The organism is Pseudomonas sp. Mb7 (assembly GCF_054790525.1).
The window spans coordinates 4766244-4780336 of the sequence record NZ_CP186501.1; the positions used below are offsets into that span (position 1 = coordinate 4766244).

Consider the following 14093-nt stretch of genomic DNA (forward strand, 5'->3'; position numbering starts at 1 on the left):
TGGGAGCAAGCTCCCTCGCCACAAAAAAGACTCACAGTCGCGCCAACAATTCCCGCGTCCTGTCGATCGCCATCTGCGCTCGCTCCAATCCGCTCACGCCCTGCTCCAGCAGTTTTACCGTGGGAATTTCCAGACTCAGTGGAATATTAGTCGGCAGCGCTCGCAGCAACCCGAGCAGATCGCAATCACCCTCGCCGGGAAACCGCCGCTCGTTGCGCGCCTGACGCAAGATCTCGGCCATGTCTGACGGCCTCGGCCCCGCTACATCACATAATTGCGCATAACGCAGACGCGACACTGGCACTTCAGCCAGATCCTCCAAGCGTGACGCCGAACGATCAAAGTGGAACGCATCGACCAGCACCGCAGCGTTTTCCCGATCAGCGTTTTCGACAATTCGTAGCGCTTGTTCGAGGTTGCGCGCATCAGTCCAGGGCATGAACTCCAGATGCGGGTGCAGCCGGTAAGGCGCGGCCAGATCGCAAAGCGCCGCAAAGTTATCGGTGAGCCGCTGCTCGTCAGGATCGTTACCGGCGACCAGCAATTCGGTAGCGCCAAATTCCGCACCGACCGTAAGAAGTTTCTCGAAATCGGCGACGACGGTTTGCGGCTTCAATCGCAGGATTTCCACGTCGAGCACGCGGATGCGGGTGTCGCGCAGCCGCTGCAAAGTCTGACGGCGCAATTCAGCATCGGCGACCAAAGGGAAATGATGCTCCTCGGGCGTCGCCGGTTCCAGGCGCAGACCGACATGGCTGTAACCAGCACGTGCCGCCACTTCGACCATTTGCGGTGGCGACAACTCCAGCACGGTGAGGCTGGCCAGAGACAGGATTCGTTCGTTCATGTTCAAGCCTCAATCAGTGCAGGGGGGCAGGCACGGCCGGTGGCCGCGGCCTCGCGTATGGCTTCGATCAGCGCCAAAGTGCGCGCAGCGTCGGTCGCACTCACCAGCGGCTCGACTTCACGCCGCGCCACGCGGACGAAATGCTGTAACTGCAAGCGTAAAGCGTCGTCACCGCCGGAGGATTCTTCGACCATCAACAAGGGCTCATGCCAACCGGCGTCGACCTGCTCAGCGCCATAGTGCCAACGCTTGAGCTGCGGAATGCTCAACGCTCCGGTAGTCCCGGCCAGCAGATAACAGGGCTGATCGGCCTGACGCGGATACACTGGGTTCTCGCCGGAATCCAGCTCCCAACTCCACGGCGCGGCGACCGCGTCGGAACCGCTCAATGTGCCCAATGTGCCGCCTTCGAATTGCAGCAACACCGCCGCACTGTCTTCGTTGGCGAAACCGCGCACGGCGTTGTCGGTGATCGCTTGCACCGAGCGCACTTCACCGCACAGATGCCGTAGCAGGTCGAGGTCGTGGATCAGGTTGGTCAGCAACATTCCGGCGCCCGGTTCGCGGCGCCACGGGATCTCGAAATAGCTGTCGGGTTTGCGCAACTGGAACAACGCAGTGACCGTGGTCAGACGCCCGAGTGCCCCGCTCTGCACCAATTCATGGGCCCGCACGATCAGCGGGTTGTGGCGCCGATGATGGCCGACCAGTACCGGCACGCCGCTGCTTTTGACCGCCGCAACCAGTTCGCGCACTTCATCCAGGTGCACGCCGACCGGTTTTTCCAGCAACACCGGCACACCCGCCGCCAGACAATCGAGCGCCGTGCTGACGTGTTGATTATTCGGATTGGCGACGATCACCGCGTCTGGCCGGATTTGCTCCAGCATCTGACGATGATCAGCGAAATGCCTTACGCCCCATTCGGCCGCAAGCCCTGCTGCTTGCGGCCCAGGATCCGCCACCGCACACAGCGTTGCTTCGTTGAGGGTTTGTAGATGCCGATAATGTTGCTGGCCCATGTTGCCGGCGCCGATCAGGGCAATTCGAAGGGGCGAATTCAAGGTGCGGTCCTTTTGTAATTGTTGTTGGAATATCACTCCAGCAACAATTTAGAACCGAGTTCCACAATCAAACACCCATCCATCCTGAAACCGTGCGAACACCGCACAACTTCGTGAACAACAAAAATCCCCTGTAGGAGTGAGCCTGCTCGCGATAGCGGAGTGTCAGTCGCCGTTAACGTTGGCTGACATACCGCTATCGCGAGCAGGCTCACTCCTACAGGGGGTCTGTGTGAACTCGGATTAGATAAACAGTTCTGAGGCCAGGCTGGCTGCTGATAATTCTTCGGTGAAGGTCAGCAACAGCGGCGCCAGCTCATGCAACCGCGCCCCCGGCATCCGCGCACTTGGCCCGGCAATACTCAGTACACCGATCACCCGACCATCCGTTGGATGCCTCACCACCGCCGCAATCGCCGAAGTCCCCACGGCCGAACTCTCCTCAACCCAGGCATAACCCTGCTCACGAGCCAGACGCAGCCGTTCCAGCAACTCGATATTTGAACGCGGCGCATTCGGCCCGATCCCCACCGGCACCTCCGCCGCCTGCCGCTCGACCAGTGACAGCGCCTCGGCGTCGCTCATGCACGCCAGCCACGCATGCCCGGAGGCGGTGTAGAACAGCGGCGCATCGCGGCCCATGTCCGGGTCATAACGCAGACCGGTGCGCGCGCCTTGTGCCTTGGCAATCCAGGTCTGGCGCTCGCCATCGATCACGCCCAAACGCACCAGTTCGCCGGTTTCCTGCGCCAGTCGGTCGAGTACCGGCTGGACGATATCGGCACCGCAGCTCGACAGGTATTGAAAGCCCATAGCGACCAGTTTGGTCGACAAGTGATAGCGCAACGTTTCCGCATTCTGCCTTACGTAGCCCAACCGAATCAGCTCGGCGAGCAAGCGGTGTGTTGCACTCTTGGGGATATCCAGCTGCTCGGCGAGCGTCTGCATCGGCAGCCCGCGCGGATCACTGGTGAGGCTTTCCAGCACGCTGAAAACCCGTTCGATTTGACTGCCGGCCATGGGGACGTCCAAAGAAATTTTGCTGATTCTAGAAGACATTGACGGCAAAGCGAAATCTGGAACCGGCTGTTCGATAACCGCCCATTTTATGGGTTAAAGGCTTGTCGAGTCGTCACGACACTGGTTATTTTCTGGAATCAAATTCCAAAAATAACTTACTGCCGGAGCGTTGTTTGATGTCTGCCGAACATCCTGATATCAACTGCGACGTATTGGTCGTCGGTTCCGGTGCCGCCGGTTTGTCGGCCGCCGTGACTGCCGCGTGGCATGGTTTGAAAGTCATCGTTGTCGAGAAAGATCCGGTATTCGGTGGCGCCACTGCCTGGTCCGGTGGCTGGGCGTGGGTGCCGTGCAATCCACTCGCGCGTCGGGCCGGGATCATCGAAGACATCGAACAACCGCGCACCTATTTGCGCCATGAACTGGGCGAGCACTTCGACCCGGCGATGATCGACGCTTTCCTTGAAGCGGGACCGCGCATGGTCGGGTTTTTCGAGCAACACACTGCGCTGCAATTTGCCGATGGCAATGCCATTGCCGACATTCATGGTGACACGCCGGGTGCTGGCACCGGTGGCCGCTCGGTCATCGCCGCGCCTTACGATGGACGCAAGGTCGGACGCTTGCTCAAGCGCCTTCGTACAACGATGCGCGAAACGTCCTTCATGGGCATGCCGATAATGGCCGGGGCGGATCTGTCGGCGTTCCTCAATCTGACGCGCTCGCTGAAAGCGGCATGGCATGTGACCTGGCGCTTTACTCGACACCTGTTCGACCTCGCCGTGCATGGCCGGGCGATGCAACTGGTCAACGGCGTGGCGCTGGTGGCAAGGCTGGCGAAGTCCGCCGAAGACCTTGGCGTCCTGCTCTGGGAGTCGGCGCCTGTGACGGAACTGCTGCGTGAAGGCTCGCGCGTCTCGGGCGCTGTGGTCAAAACAGACAAAGGCCCGATCCGCATTCATGCACGCAAAGCCGTATTGCTCGCCGCCGGTGGTTTTGCCAATGACATCGAGCGACGCAAAGCCCTGTTCCCGCGCACGCCGACCGGTCACGAGCATTGGGCGCTGCCGCCGCTGGCCGTCGACGGCGATGGTTTGCGCCTGGGCGAAAGTGTCGGCGCACGGGTCAATGCCGATATAGCTTCGCCCGTGGCGTGGGCGCCGGTATCGCAAGTGCCACATTCCGACGGCAGCATCGGCCATTTCCCACACATCATTGAGCGCGGCAAACCCGGGATCATCGGGGTTCTGCGCAACGGCCAGCGTTTCGTCAACGAAGCCAACGGTTATTACGACTACGTCAGCGCCATGGTCGCTGCTGCGCCGGAAGGTGAAGAAGTCGCCTCATGGCTGATCTGCACGCGCGCCTTTCAACGGCGTTATGGACTGGGCATATCGCGGCCATTTCCGCTGCCAGTGTCAGATTTTATCCGCAGCGGCTATCTGAAAAGCGGCAACAGTATTGAAGAATTGGCCCTCGCCTGCGGCATCGACCCGAGCGGGTTGCGCCAGACTGTGGATAACTACAACCGCCATGCCCGCCACGGCGAAGACCCGTTGTTCGGTCGCGGCGCAACACCCTACAACCGCAAACAGGGTGATCCGGCGAACCTGCCCAACCCCTGCGTTGCCCCAATAGACACCGGCCCGTTCTACGCCGTGAAAGTCCAGCCGGGCTGCTTCGGCACCTTCGCCGGACTCAAGGTCAACCCGCACGCGCAAGTACTGGATACCCACGAACAGCCCATCGTCGGCCTCTACGCAGCCGGTGGCGACATGGCCAGCATCATGGGCGGCCACTACCCGGCGGGCGGTATCAACATCGGCCCGGCGCTGACTTTCGGTTACATCGCCGCCCGGCATATCGCCGGCATGACTGCTTTCGAACAGGAGATCGACCATGCAGCACATCGTTAATGCCCAAGGTTTGAACATGCCGAAACTCGGCCTCGGCACCTGGCCGATGCTCGGCGACGAATGCACTCGCGCCGTGGAGCAAGCACTGGAACTGGGTTATCGACACATCGACACGGCAGCGGCCTACAACAACGAGGACGCCGTCGGACAAGCACTGGCGAATACCCCGACACCGCGCGAGCAGATTCACGTCACCACCAAAGTCTGGTGGGATCAGCTGCAACCCGACGCGATGCGCCATTCCATGGACCGCAGCCTTACCGCGTTGCGCAGCGACTACGTAGACTTGTTCATGATCCACTGGCCCACCACCGACTGGGACCTGCCACGCACCCTCGAGACATTGGCTTCGTTCAAGAAACAGGGGCTGGCACGCAACATCGGCGTGGCGAATTGTCCGCTGCCGTTGCTGCGCAAAGTCGTCGAGGAATACGGCATCGGTCTGTCAGCGATTCAGGTCGAATACCACGTCCTACTCGGCCAAAACGCCCTGCTCGACTACGCCCGTCAACACGACATGGCACTAACGGCCTACACCCCGCTGGCGCGCAACAAGGTCTCAGACATCCCACAGATTCAACAGATCGCCAACAAACATGGCGTGTTGCCGACCCAAGTAGCGTTGAAATGGTTGCTTGATCAACCCAACGTCGCAGCGATTCCCAAGGCCAGCAGCCGCACCAATCAACTGGCCAACCTCGCCTCGCTGAAAGTTGAACTGGATGATGAAGACCGCGCATTGATTGCAGCACTGCCGAAAAACCAACGCCAGGTCAGCCCGGATTTCGCCCCTGAGTGGGATGCTTTTGATCGCTGATTGATAATCCTGCGATAGAAATCCTGCGCGGGATTGAATTTGCCGCGTGCCAGACCGTCAATAACAGGCCCGACCTCGTCAACACGAGGCCGGGCCTGTTTGCGTGTGGCCAATAGACGGACGACCGGACTGGCGCCACACTCACACTACAGCAACACTCATCACCACCCGATACACACAGAGGATTCCCACATGCTATGGAAAAAAGGCCGACGCAGTGACAACGTCGTCGATGCCCGTGGTGATGATGCCGGCGGTGGCGGCGGCATGCGTTTCGGCGGCGGTAAAGGCCTGAGCCTGGGGGCAATTCTGCTGATCGTCGGTATCGGCTGGATCACCGGGCAGGATCCGCTGCAGATTCTCGGCCAGCTCGCCGGGCAATCCACCCAACAATCGGCGCCAACCTCGCAAACCCGTCAGGCCCCGCCGGCGAACGATGAACAGGCCGAATTCGTTCGCTCGATCCTTGGCGATACCGAAGACACCTGGGGCGCGATTTTCCAACAGGCCGGGCGCCAATATAAGGACCCGACCCTGGTGCTGTTCAGCAACCGGGTCAACTCCGCCTGCGGTCTGGCAACCTCGGCCACTGGCCCGTTCTATTGCCCGGCGGATCAGAAGGTCTACCTGGACATGGCGTTCTTCCAGGAAATGTCGCAACGCTTCAAAGCGGCCGGCGACTTCGCCCAGGCCTACGTGATCGCGCATGAAGTCGGACATCATGTGCAGACGCTTCTCGGCGTCTCGGCGAAAATTCAGACAGCTCGCCAGCAAGGTCGGCAGATGGAAGGCGACGGCGGTTTGCTGGTGCGTCAGGAATTGCAGGCCGACTGCCTCGCCGGCGTCTGGGCCTACAGTGCGCAGAAGCGTTTGAACTGGCTGGAACCGGGCGATATCGAAGAGGCCTTGAATGCGGCCAACGCCATCGGTGATGATCGCCTGCAACAACAGGGTCAGGGCCGTGTGGTGCCGGACTCGTTCACCCACGGTACGTCGGCGCAAAGGGTGCGCTGGTTCAAAACCGGATTCGCGCAGGGCCAGGTCGGCCAGTGCGATACCTTCGCGGCGAAAAACCTGTAAATGCATAAATGGCTTTTGGCGTTACTGATCGTTGGCAGCACTGCGCAAGCCGCCGGTGTCGATGCGATCAGCCCCGGTCGTTTGCAACTCAAGGCCGGGGAAATGGCAGTCGGCATTGGTCCTGCGCCGGAGAAGATCGAACGGGTGCTGATCGTCATTCATGGCCGGTTGCGCAACTCGGAAACCTATCGCAAAAGCGCCGAGAGCGCCGCCGAGCTGGCGGGACAAAGTGCCCACACGCTGGTAATCGCGCCGCAGTTCCTCAATGAAAGCGATGTCGCGCTGTACTCGCTCCCCGCCACGTTGCTGCGCTGGCAAGGCAACGAGTGGATGGGCGGCGGCTTATCCACAGGGCCGAACCCGTTGAGTTCCTACGCCGCACTTGATGAGATCGTCGGACGGATCAGCGACCGCAAACAGTTTCCCGACGTGAAGCAGATCGTGATCTTCGGTCATTCTGGCGGTGGCCAGGTGGTGCAGCGCTATGCCCTGCTGGCCAAGGATCAGCCTGCGCTGAAGGCCAACGGCATTCGCTTGCGCTATGTCGTGGCCAATCCGTCTTCTTATGCCTACTTCAACGAACAACGGCCGGTGGCGTTCGATCACGCCAAGTGCGCGGGTTTCAATCGCTGGAAGTACGGCCTGGCAGACATGCCGGTCTATGCCGGTGGGCAAACGCCGTTGCAGCTTGAGAGCAGTTACATCAAACGCGAGGTGATTTATCTGCTCGGGCAGCAGGACGTCGATCCCAAGCATCCGGCGCTGGACAAGCGCTGTGAAGCCGAGGCGCAAGGTGCGTATCGCTTGGAGCGTGGGAAATTGTACTTCGGCTATTTGCTGCGTCGGCATCCGGAAGGGGTGAATCAGCGGCTAGTTGAAGTGCCCGGGGTTGGGCATAACGGCGATGGGATGTTGACCTCGCCGGAGGGGCAGAAGGCGTTGTTTGAATAAGTCCTGCATTGAATGATCTGCCGCCATCGCTGGCAAGCCAGCTCCCACAGTGGGTTGTGTCGCACACATTTTGCATCCACTGAAAATCCCTGTGGGAGCTGGCTTGCCAGCGATGAGGCCAGATCAAACAACCGAGATGTCAGGTAAACAACATCCTGCGCAATTCGACACAATCCTTCGCATGCCAATCGGTCAGCTCCGGCCACGGGTTTTCCGGCAAATTCACCAACACCGTCCGCGCGCCCGCCGCTCGCCCGCAATCCAGATCAAAGCGGTAATCACCGACCATCACCATCTCGCTGGCCGGTACTTCCCAGGCGTCTGCCAGCTTCAGCAACCCACCCGGATGCGGCTTCGGCGGTGCTTCATCACGGCCCAACACATCTTCCACCGCGAAGCAGTCGGCCAAACCAATCGCCTCCAGCGTCACATGCGCCAGTTCCCGCGCATTGCGGGTCAGAATGCCAAGGCGATAACCGCGTGCGTGCAGATCACGCACCAGCTCCACCGCTCCGGTCGCCGGGGTCGAACCCAGCGCCAGATCCCTTTCGTGTTCCAGCAGCCAGGCGTGTTTCGCCGCTGCTTCATCCGCCGGCAACGCGGCGAGATGAGTGAGGATGTCGTCCTCCGGCGGAATCGCCAGCGCCACGCGAATCGCCGCAAAATCATGCACGGCGACGGTCAGCGTGCCGTCCATATCGAACACCCAGTGCTTGACCTCTTTCAGACTCATGCCCAGTCCTTGCGATGGCGGATCAGGCCTTCCTGCGTCACCGAAGCGACCAGTTGCCCGGCGCGGTTGTACACGCTGCCACGGGAGAATCCACGGGAATTGCCGGCCCACGGACTGTCCATCGCGTAGAGCAACCAGTCATCGGCGCGCAGATCGTTGTGGAACCACAGCGCGTGATCAAGGCTGGCGACCTGCATGTCTTTCTGCCACACCGATTTGCCGTGGGGCAGCATTGAGGTGGTCAACAAACCGAAGTCCGAGGCGTAGGCCAACAAGTATTTGTGCAGCGCCGGGATGTCGGCCAATGCGCCGTCGGCGCGGAACCACACGTATTTGATCGGATCGGCCGGCTGCGGGTTGTATGGGTCCTTTTCGGTGACCGGGCGTACTTCGATCGGTTTCGGGCACAGCAGTTTTTCACGCATGTGTTCCGGGATCAGGTGCGCGCGTTGCTGGGTCAACTCCAGCTCCGACGGCAGGTTTTCCGGGCCGACCACCACCGGCATCTGGCTCTGGTGCTCGAAGCCTGCCTCGTCGTATTGAAACGAAGCGCTGCAGGTGAAGATCGGATGGCCCTTCTGAATCGCCGTGACGCGGCGAGTGCTGAAACTGCCGCCATCGCGCACGCGATCAACCGAATAGACCACCGGCAACTTGGCATCGCCCGGACGCAGGAAATAGCCGTGCATCGAATGCACATGGCGCGCCTCTTCAACGGTCTGACTGGCCGCCGACAGCGACTGGCCGAGCACCTGGCCACCGAACAACTGACGGAAACCCAGATCCTGGCTACGGCCACGGAACAGGTTTTCTTCGATCGGTTCCAGGGTCAGCAAGTCGACCAGATCTTCCAACACTTGGCTCATTCAGACTCTCCTCACACAAAGCACTATGCCGCGCAGTCTTGGCTGCGGCGGCCGATTCAGATTCTGGCGCGGGCCAATGATATGGCGGCCATTGTAAACGTCCGTGTCGGCTTATCCATGCAAGGTTTGCAGCCATTGTTCCCGAGTAATGCGGTACAGCACATGCCGTCTTAGCGGATGATCGACGGCAAGCTTGGGGTGATCAAAATCATCTTCCGGGGCGTGATGCATGCCGATCGCCTGCATGACTTTCTCTGAGGGCAAATTGGATTGCGCGGTGAAGGAAACGATTTCCTTCAAGGCCAACCGATCAAAGCCGCAACGCAGAGCGGTCCACGCTGCTTCGCTGGCGTAACCCAGGCCCCAATGTTCCTTGGCCAGGCGCCAGCCGATTTCCACTGCTGGAGTGAACGGCGCATCAAAGCCGACCACGCCGAGTCCGGTGAAACCGATAAATTCGCCGCTGTCCTTGCGCTCCAGCGCCCACAGGCCAAAACCGTGCTCGGCGAAATGCCCGCGCACGCGGCCGATCATCGAAGCACTTTCCAGTCGGCTCAACGGTGTCGGGAAGTAGCGCATCACTTGAGGATCGGCGCACATCGCGGCAAATGCCGGCAAATCCTCGTCCTGCCACTGACGCATCAGCAAGCGCGCGCTTTCAAGTTCCAGTATCGGCTCCATCATGCCCCTCCGTATCCATGCCGCAAGTCTACATCGCTGGTAGGATCCTTCACTCTTTCCTACGTTCCTACATGAAACCGCCATGCCACTGCCGCTGATCTACCACGAAGACTACAGCCCCGAGTTTCCGGCGGATCACCGCTTCCCGATGGACAAGTTTCGTCTGCTGCGCGATCACCTGGTCGACAGCGGTCTGACCCGCGACGCCGACCTGCTGCGGCCCGAGATCTGCCCCAACGACATCCTCGCCCTCGCCCATGACCGTGCGTATATCGAACGCTACATGAGCGGCGAGTTGTCCCGCGAAGACCAACGGCGTCTGGGTCTGCCGTGGAACGAAGCCTTGGCGCGGCGCACGGTACGGGCGGTCGGCGGTTCGATTCTGGCGGCGGAAAAAGCCTTGGAACATGGCTTGGCCTGCCACTTGGCCGGCGGCACCCACCATGCGCACTACGACTATCCGGCGGGCTTCTGCATCTTCAATGACCTGGCGATCATCAGCCATTACCTGCTGCAAAGCGGCCGGGTCAATCGCGTGCTGATCTTCGATTGCGACGTGCATCAGGGTGACGGCACCGCGCGGATTCTGCATGACACGCCGGAGGCGATTACGGTTTCCCTGCACTGCGAGAAGAATTTTCCTGCACGCAAGGCGGAAAGTGACTGGGATATCCCGCTGCCCAAGGGCATGGGCGACGCTGATTATTTGAAAGTGGTCGACGACACACTCAATTATCTGCTGCCGCTGTATCAACCGGACCTGGTGCTGTATGACGCCGGCGTCGATGTACACAAGGACGATGCCCTCGGTTATCTGCAACTGACGGACGAAGGCGTCGCCGCCCGCGACGAAAGCGTGATGCGCCATTGCCTGGGCCGCGACATTCCGGTGATGGGCGTAATTGGCGGCGGCTACAGCAAGGATCGCCACGCCCTCGCCCGCCGCCACGGCATCCTCCATCACAGCGCGCAACGGGTCTGGCAGTCACACGGTTGTCATTGAGTTGTGCTGCGTTACCCACAATGGCTGTGGAACTGCCTGTGGATAACCTGAGTGAAAGGGACTACAGGCCATACCGGTTATGGCCTGCAGCGCACTGATCATTTTTCAACCAACATTTCAAGCCCACCCGAATCCCTTGTAGGAGTGAGCCTGCTCGCGATAGCGTCAGCACCTTCAACATTAACTTGGCTGATACACCGCTATCGCGAGCAGGCTCACTCCTACAAAAGATCTCGGCTGCTAGAATGCGCGCCTTATCCCGCCATACCGCAGCGCTCACCATGACTCAGAATTCCGCCTCCTCCCCCGCTCACGTCGCCATCATCGGCGGTGGCCCCGCCGGCCTGATGGCCGCCGAAGTGCTGAGCCAGGCCGGAATCCGCGTCGATCTCTACGACGGAATGCCCTCGGTGGGCCGCAAGTTCCTGCTCGCCGGCGTCGGCGGCATGAACATCACCCACTCCGAAGCCTACCCGGCATTCCTTTCTCGGTACGCCGAGCGCGCGCCGCAAATCGCCCCGCTGCTGCGCGGTTTCGATGCCGATGCGCTGTGTAAATGGATTCATGATCTGGGCATCGAAACCTTTGTCGGCAGCTCCGGCCGGGTGTTCCCCACTGATATGAAAGCGGCCCCGCTACTGCGCGCCTGGCTCAAACGCCTGCGCGACAGCGGCGTCGTTATCCACACACGCCATCGCTGGCTCGGTTGGGATGCACATGGCGCGCTGCGCATCGACAGCCCGGAAGGTGAAATCACCGTCAAACCCGATGCCACGCTGCTTGCCCTCGGCGGCGGCAGTTGGTCGCGCCTCGGTTCCGACGGTGCGTGGATGCTGGCTCTGGAGCAGCGCGGTGTAGGACTGGCGCCGTTGCAACCGAGCAATTGCGGCTTCGAAGTGCAGGCCTGGAGCGATTTGATGGTGAGCAAATTCGCCGGCGCACCGCTGAAAAATATCGCCATCGGTTTGAATGACGATATTCCGCGTTTGGGCGAATGCGTGATCACCGCGACCGGGATTGAGGGCAGTCTGATTTATGCGCTGTCGGCGCCGATTCGTGAGGCAATCAACCAATATGGCGCGGCGGTTGTTCACATCGATTTGTTGCCCGGCCGACCTGTGGATAAATTGCAGGCAGCGTTGAGCAAGCCACGCGGTTCGCGGTCGATGGCCAAGCATCTGCACAGTCAGGTCGGGATTGATGGGGTGAAAGCGGCGTTGTTGCGTGAGTTGACTGATGCGGCGACGTTTGCTGATCCGGCGCTGCTGGCGCGGGCAATCAAAGCGTTGCCGCTGACTCTGCTCAAAACGCGGCCATTGGACGAGGCGATCAGCAGTGCCGGGGGCGTGACGTTCGAGGCGATGGATGAGCGTTTGATGCTCAAGGCGTTGCCGGGGGTATTCTGTGCGGGGGAGATGCTCGATTGGGAGGCGCCGACGGGCGGCTATTTGCTGACGGGGTGTTTTGCCAGTGGTCGGGCGGCGGGCTTGGGTATTGTGCAATGGCTCAAGTCCGAGGCGTCTGCCTGAACCCTCACCCCAGCCCTCTCCCAGAGGGAGAGGGAGCTGACCGAGGTGTCTGACGTCATCCGTCGACCTGAAAGACCGAGTCGATTATGGATTTGGTCAGCCGACCGAGGTGTCTGGCGAAAGCCCTGTCGATTGTGGATTCACAACAGTCGGACCAGGTCGGCGTAATTCCCGAATATCCCCCAATCAGTCCCCTCTACCCCTGGGAGAGGGCTAGGGTGAGGGGCTTTTGACTTTAAGGTTTGCGCTTGCGCGGCCCGGTATTGAACACCGGCACTTTACGCACAGGCTTGACCGAAGGCTCCGGCGCCTGCGTCTCGCCGCTGTCGACCCATTTGCCCAGATTACGCTTGCCGCCACCACCGGAAGCCTTCGGCTTCTTCGGCTTTTTCGGTTTCTTGATCACCTGACCGCTGGCATCGGTGTCCGGCACGCGGTGCTCCGGTTCGAAATCCGGCTCGTTCTGACGTTTCAAGGTCTGGCGCGTCAGCATTTCAATCGCCGACAACATGTTCACTTCATCCGCGCATACCAGCGAGATCGCCTCACCGGTCGCGCCAGCACGACCCGTGCGGCCGATACGGTGGATGTAGTCTTCAGCTACGATCGGCAGATCGAAGTTGATCACCAACGGCAGATCTTCGATATCCAGGCCCCGCGCCGCAACGTCAGTCGCCACGAGAATCTGCACTTCACTGAGTTTAAAACGGTCCAGCGCACGCTGACGGGTCGCCTGAGGTTTATCACCATGGATACCGTCGGCATTCACGCCCAGGCCCTGGAGTTTTTCCACCAGCGCATCCACACCGTTACGGGTCTTGGCGAACACCAGCACCTGCTTCCACTTGTTCTTGCGCATCAGGTGCACGAACAGTTCGGCCTTGCGCTTCTTGTCCACCGTGACGATCCACTGCTTGACGGTGTTGGCGGCGACGTTGCGCGGGCTGACTTCGATACTCAGCGGATCGTTGAGCATCTGCCCGGCGAGCAGGCGAATGTCATCGGAGAAGGTTGCGGAAAACAACAGGGTCTGGCGCTTTTTTGGCAGCATGCGGTAAATGTTCGCCAGTTCTTCAGAGAAGCCCAGGTCGAGCATACGATCGGCTTCATCCAGCACCAGAGTCTGCAACTGATCGAGTTTCAGCGCGTTCTGGCGGAACAGGTCGATCAGGCGACCGGGCGTGGCGACCAGCACATCGACGCCGCCGCGCAGCTTCATCATCTGCGGATTGATGCTGACGCCGCCGTAAACCGCATAAGTACGCAGCGGCAGGTTTTCGGCGTACTGACGCACAGACTCATGAACCTGCTCGGCCAGCTCACGGGTCGGCACCAGAATCAGTGCACGCGCCGAGTTGGCAGCGACTTTCGGCCCTTCCATGGCCAACAACTGCAGCAGTGGCAAGGCGAAACCGGCGGTTTTGCCAGTGCCGGTCTGAGCGGCTGCCATCAAGTCACGACCGGCCAGCACGGCCGGAATGGCTTGCGCCTGAACCGGCGTCGGGGTCTGGTAGCCGAGCGTCTCGAGGGAGCGCAGCAAGGGTTCGATCAGGCCAAGGGTGGCGAAAGTCATGGGAGTACCGTAG

Annotated in this window: 13 protein-coding genes; 6 read left to right on the top strand and 7 right to left on the bottom strand. The window is 60.6% G+C overall.

Annotated elements, in window-relative coordinates; all coding sequences use genetic code 11:
• Positions 1-31: 31 nt before the first annotated feature.
• The 3 genes from ACOYXH_RS21480 to ACOYXH_RS21490 form a co-directional block, all read right to left on the bottom strand.
• Positions 32-847 carry a sugar phosphate isomerase/epimerase family protein gene (locus tag ACOYXH_RS21480; RefSeq protein WP_460066088.1) on the bottom strand — a complete coding sequence of 272 codons (816 nt, stop codon included), beginning with the start codon at positions 845-847 and terminating at the stop codon, positions 32-34.
• A 2-nt stretch (positions 848-849) separates the two neighbouring features.
• Positions 850-1911 (bottom strand): Gfo/Idh/MocA family protein, encoded by a 1062-nt coding sequence (locus tag ACOYXH_RS21485; protein WP_460066090.1) that lies wholly within the window; start codon positions 1909-1911, stop codon positions 850-852.
• Positions 1912-2154: 243 nt separating this feature from the next.
• Entirely contained in the window at positions 2155-2931 is a 777-nt protein-coding gene (locus tag ACOYXH_RS21490) for an IclR family transcriptional regulator (protein WP_095048741.1), read from the bottom strand.
• A 176-nt stretch (positions 2932-3107) separates the two neighbouring features.
• Between ACOYXH_RS21490 and ACOYXH_RS21495 the strand changes: the two genes are divergently transcribed.
• The 4 genes from ACOYXH_RS21495 (at position 3108) to ACOYXH_RS21510 (ending at position 7695) form a co-directional block, all read left to right on the top strand.
• Positions 3108-4847 (top strand): FAD-dependent oxidoreductase, encoded by a 1740-nt coding sequence (locus ACOYXH_RS21495; protein ID WP_258708849.1) that lies wholly within the window; start codon positions 3108-3110, stop codon positions 4845-4847.
• Entirely contained in the window at positions 4831-5664 is an 834-nt protein-coding gene (locus ACOYXH_RS21500; RefSeq protein WP_095125475.1) for an aldo/keto reductase, read from the top strand. Before ACOYXH_RS21495 ends, ACOYXH_RS21500 begins: the two co-directional genes overlap by 17 nt.
• A gap of 192 nt (positions 5665-5856) precedes the next feature.
• Positions 5857-6744: a KPN_02809 family neutral zinc metallopeptidase gene (gene ypfJ, locus ACOYXH_RS21505; RefSeq protein ID WP_095125476.1), complete on the top strand. Its 888-nt coding sequence runs from the start codon at positions 5857-5859 to the stop codon at positions 6742-6744.
• Positions 6745-7695, top strand: coding sequence for an alpha/beta fold hydrolase (locus ACOYXH_RS21510; RefSeq protein WP_460409935.1), 951 nt, complete (start codon positions 6745-6747; stop codon positions 7693-7695).
• Positions 7696-7834: 139 nt separating this feature from the next.
• Here ACOYXH_RS21510 and ACOYXH_RS21515 read toward each other — a convergent pair whose 3' ends face one another.
• The 3 genes from ACOYXH_RS21515 to ACOYXH_RS21525 form a co-directional block, all read right to left on the bottom strand.
• Positions 7835-8428 carry an HAD family hydrolase gene (locus ACOYXH_RS21515; protein ID WP_320413526.1) on the bottom strand — a complete coding sequence of 198 codons (594 nt, stop codon included), beginning with the start codon at positions 8426-8428 and terminating at the stop codon, positions 7835-7837.
• Complete coding sequence (gene tesB / locus ACOYXH_RS21520) at positions 8425-9294, bottom strand: acyl-CoA thioesterase II (protein WP_095048747.1); 870 nt, start codon at positions 9292-9294, stop codon at positions 8425-8427. Before tesB ends, ACOYXH_RS21515 begins: the two co-directional genes overlap by 4 nt.
• A gap of 111 nt (positions 9295-9405) precedes the next feature.
• Entirely contained in the window at positions 9406-9975 is a 570-nt protein-coding gene (locus tag ACOYXH_RS21525; RefSeq protein ID WP_095048748.1) for a GNAT family N-acetyltransferase, read from the bottom strand.
• An 82-nt stretch (positions 9976-10057) separates the two neighbouring features.
• On the opposite strand from ACOYXH_RS21525, the gene ACOYXH_RS21530 reads away from it, so the two are divergent.
• Positions 10058-10978: a histone deacetylase family protein gene (locus ACOYXH_RS21530; protein ID WP_034153803.1), complete on the top strand. Its 921-nt coding sequence runs from the start codon at positions 10058-10060 to the stop codon at positions 10976-10978.
• Between the two features lie 281 nt (positions 10979-11259).
• Positions 11260-12507: a TIGR03862 family flavoprotein gene (locus tag ACOYXH_RS21535; protein WP_460409936.1), complete on the top strand. Its 1248-nt coding sequence runs from the start codon at positions 11260-11262 to the stop codon at positions 12505-12507.
• A gap of 235 nt (positions 12508-12742) precedes the next feature.
• Here ACOYXH_RS21535 and ACOYXH_RS21540 read toward each other — a convergent pair whose 3' ends face one another.
• Positions 12743-14080 (bottom strand): DEAD/DEAH box helicase, encoded by a 1338-nt coding sequence (locus ACOYXH_RS21540; protein WP_095048750.1) that lies wholly within the window; start codon positions 14078-14080, stop codon positions 12743-12745.
• Positions 14081-14093: the final 13 nt, after the last annotated feature.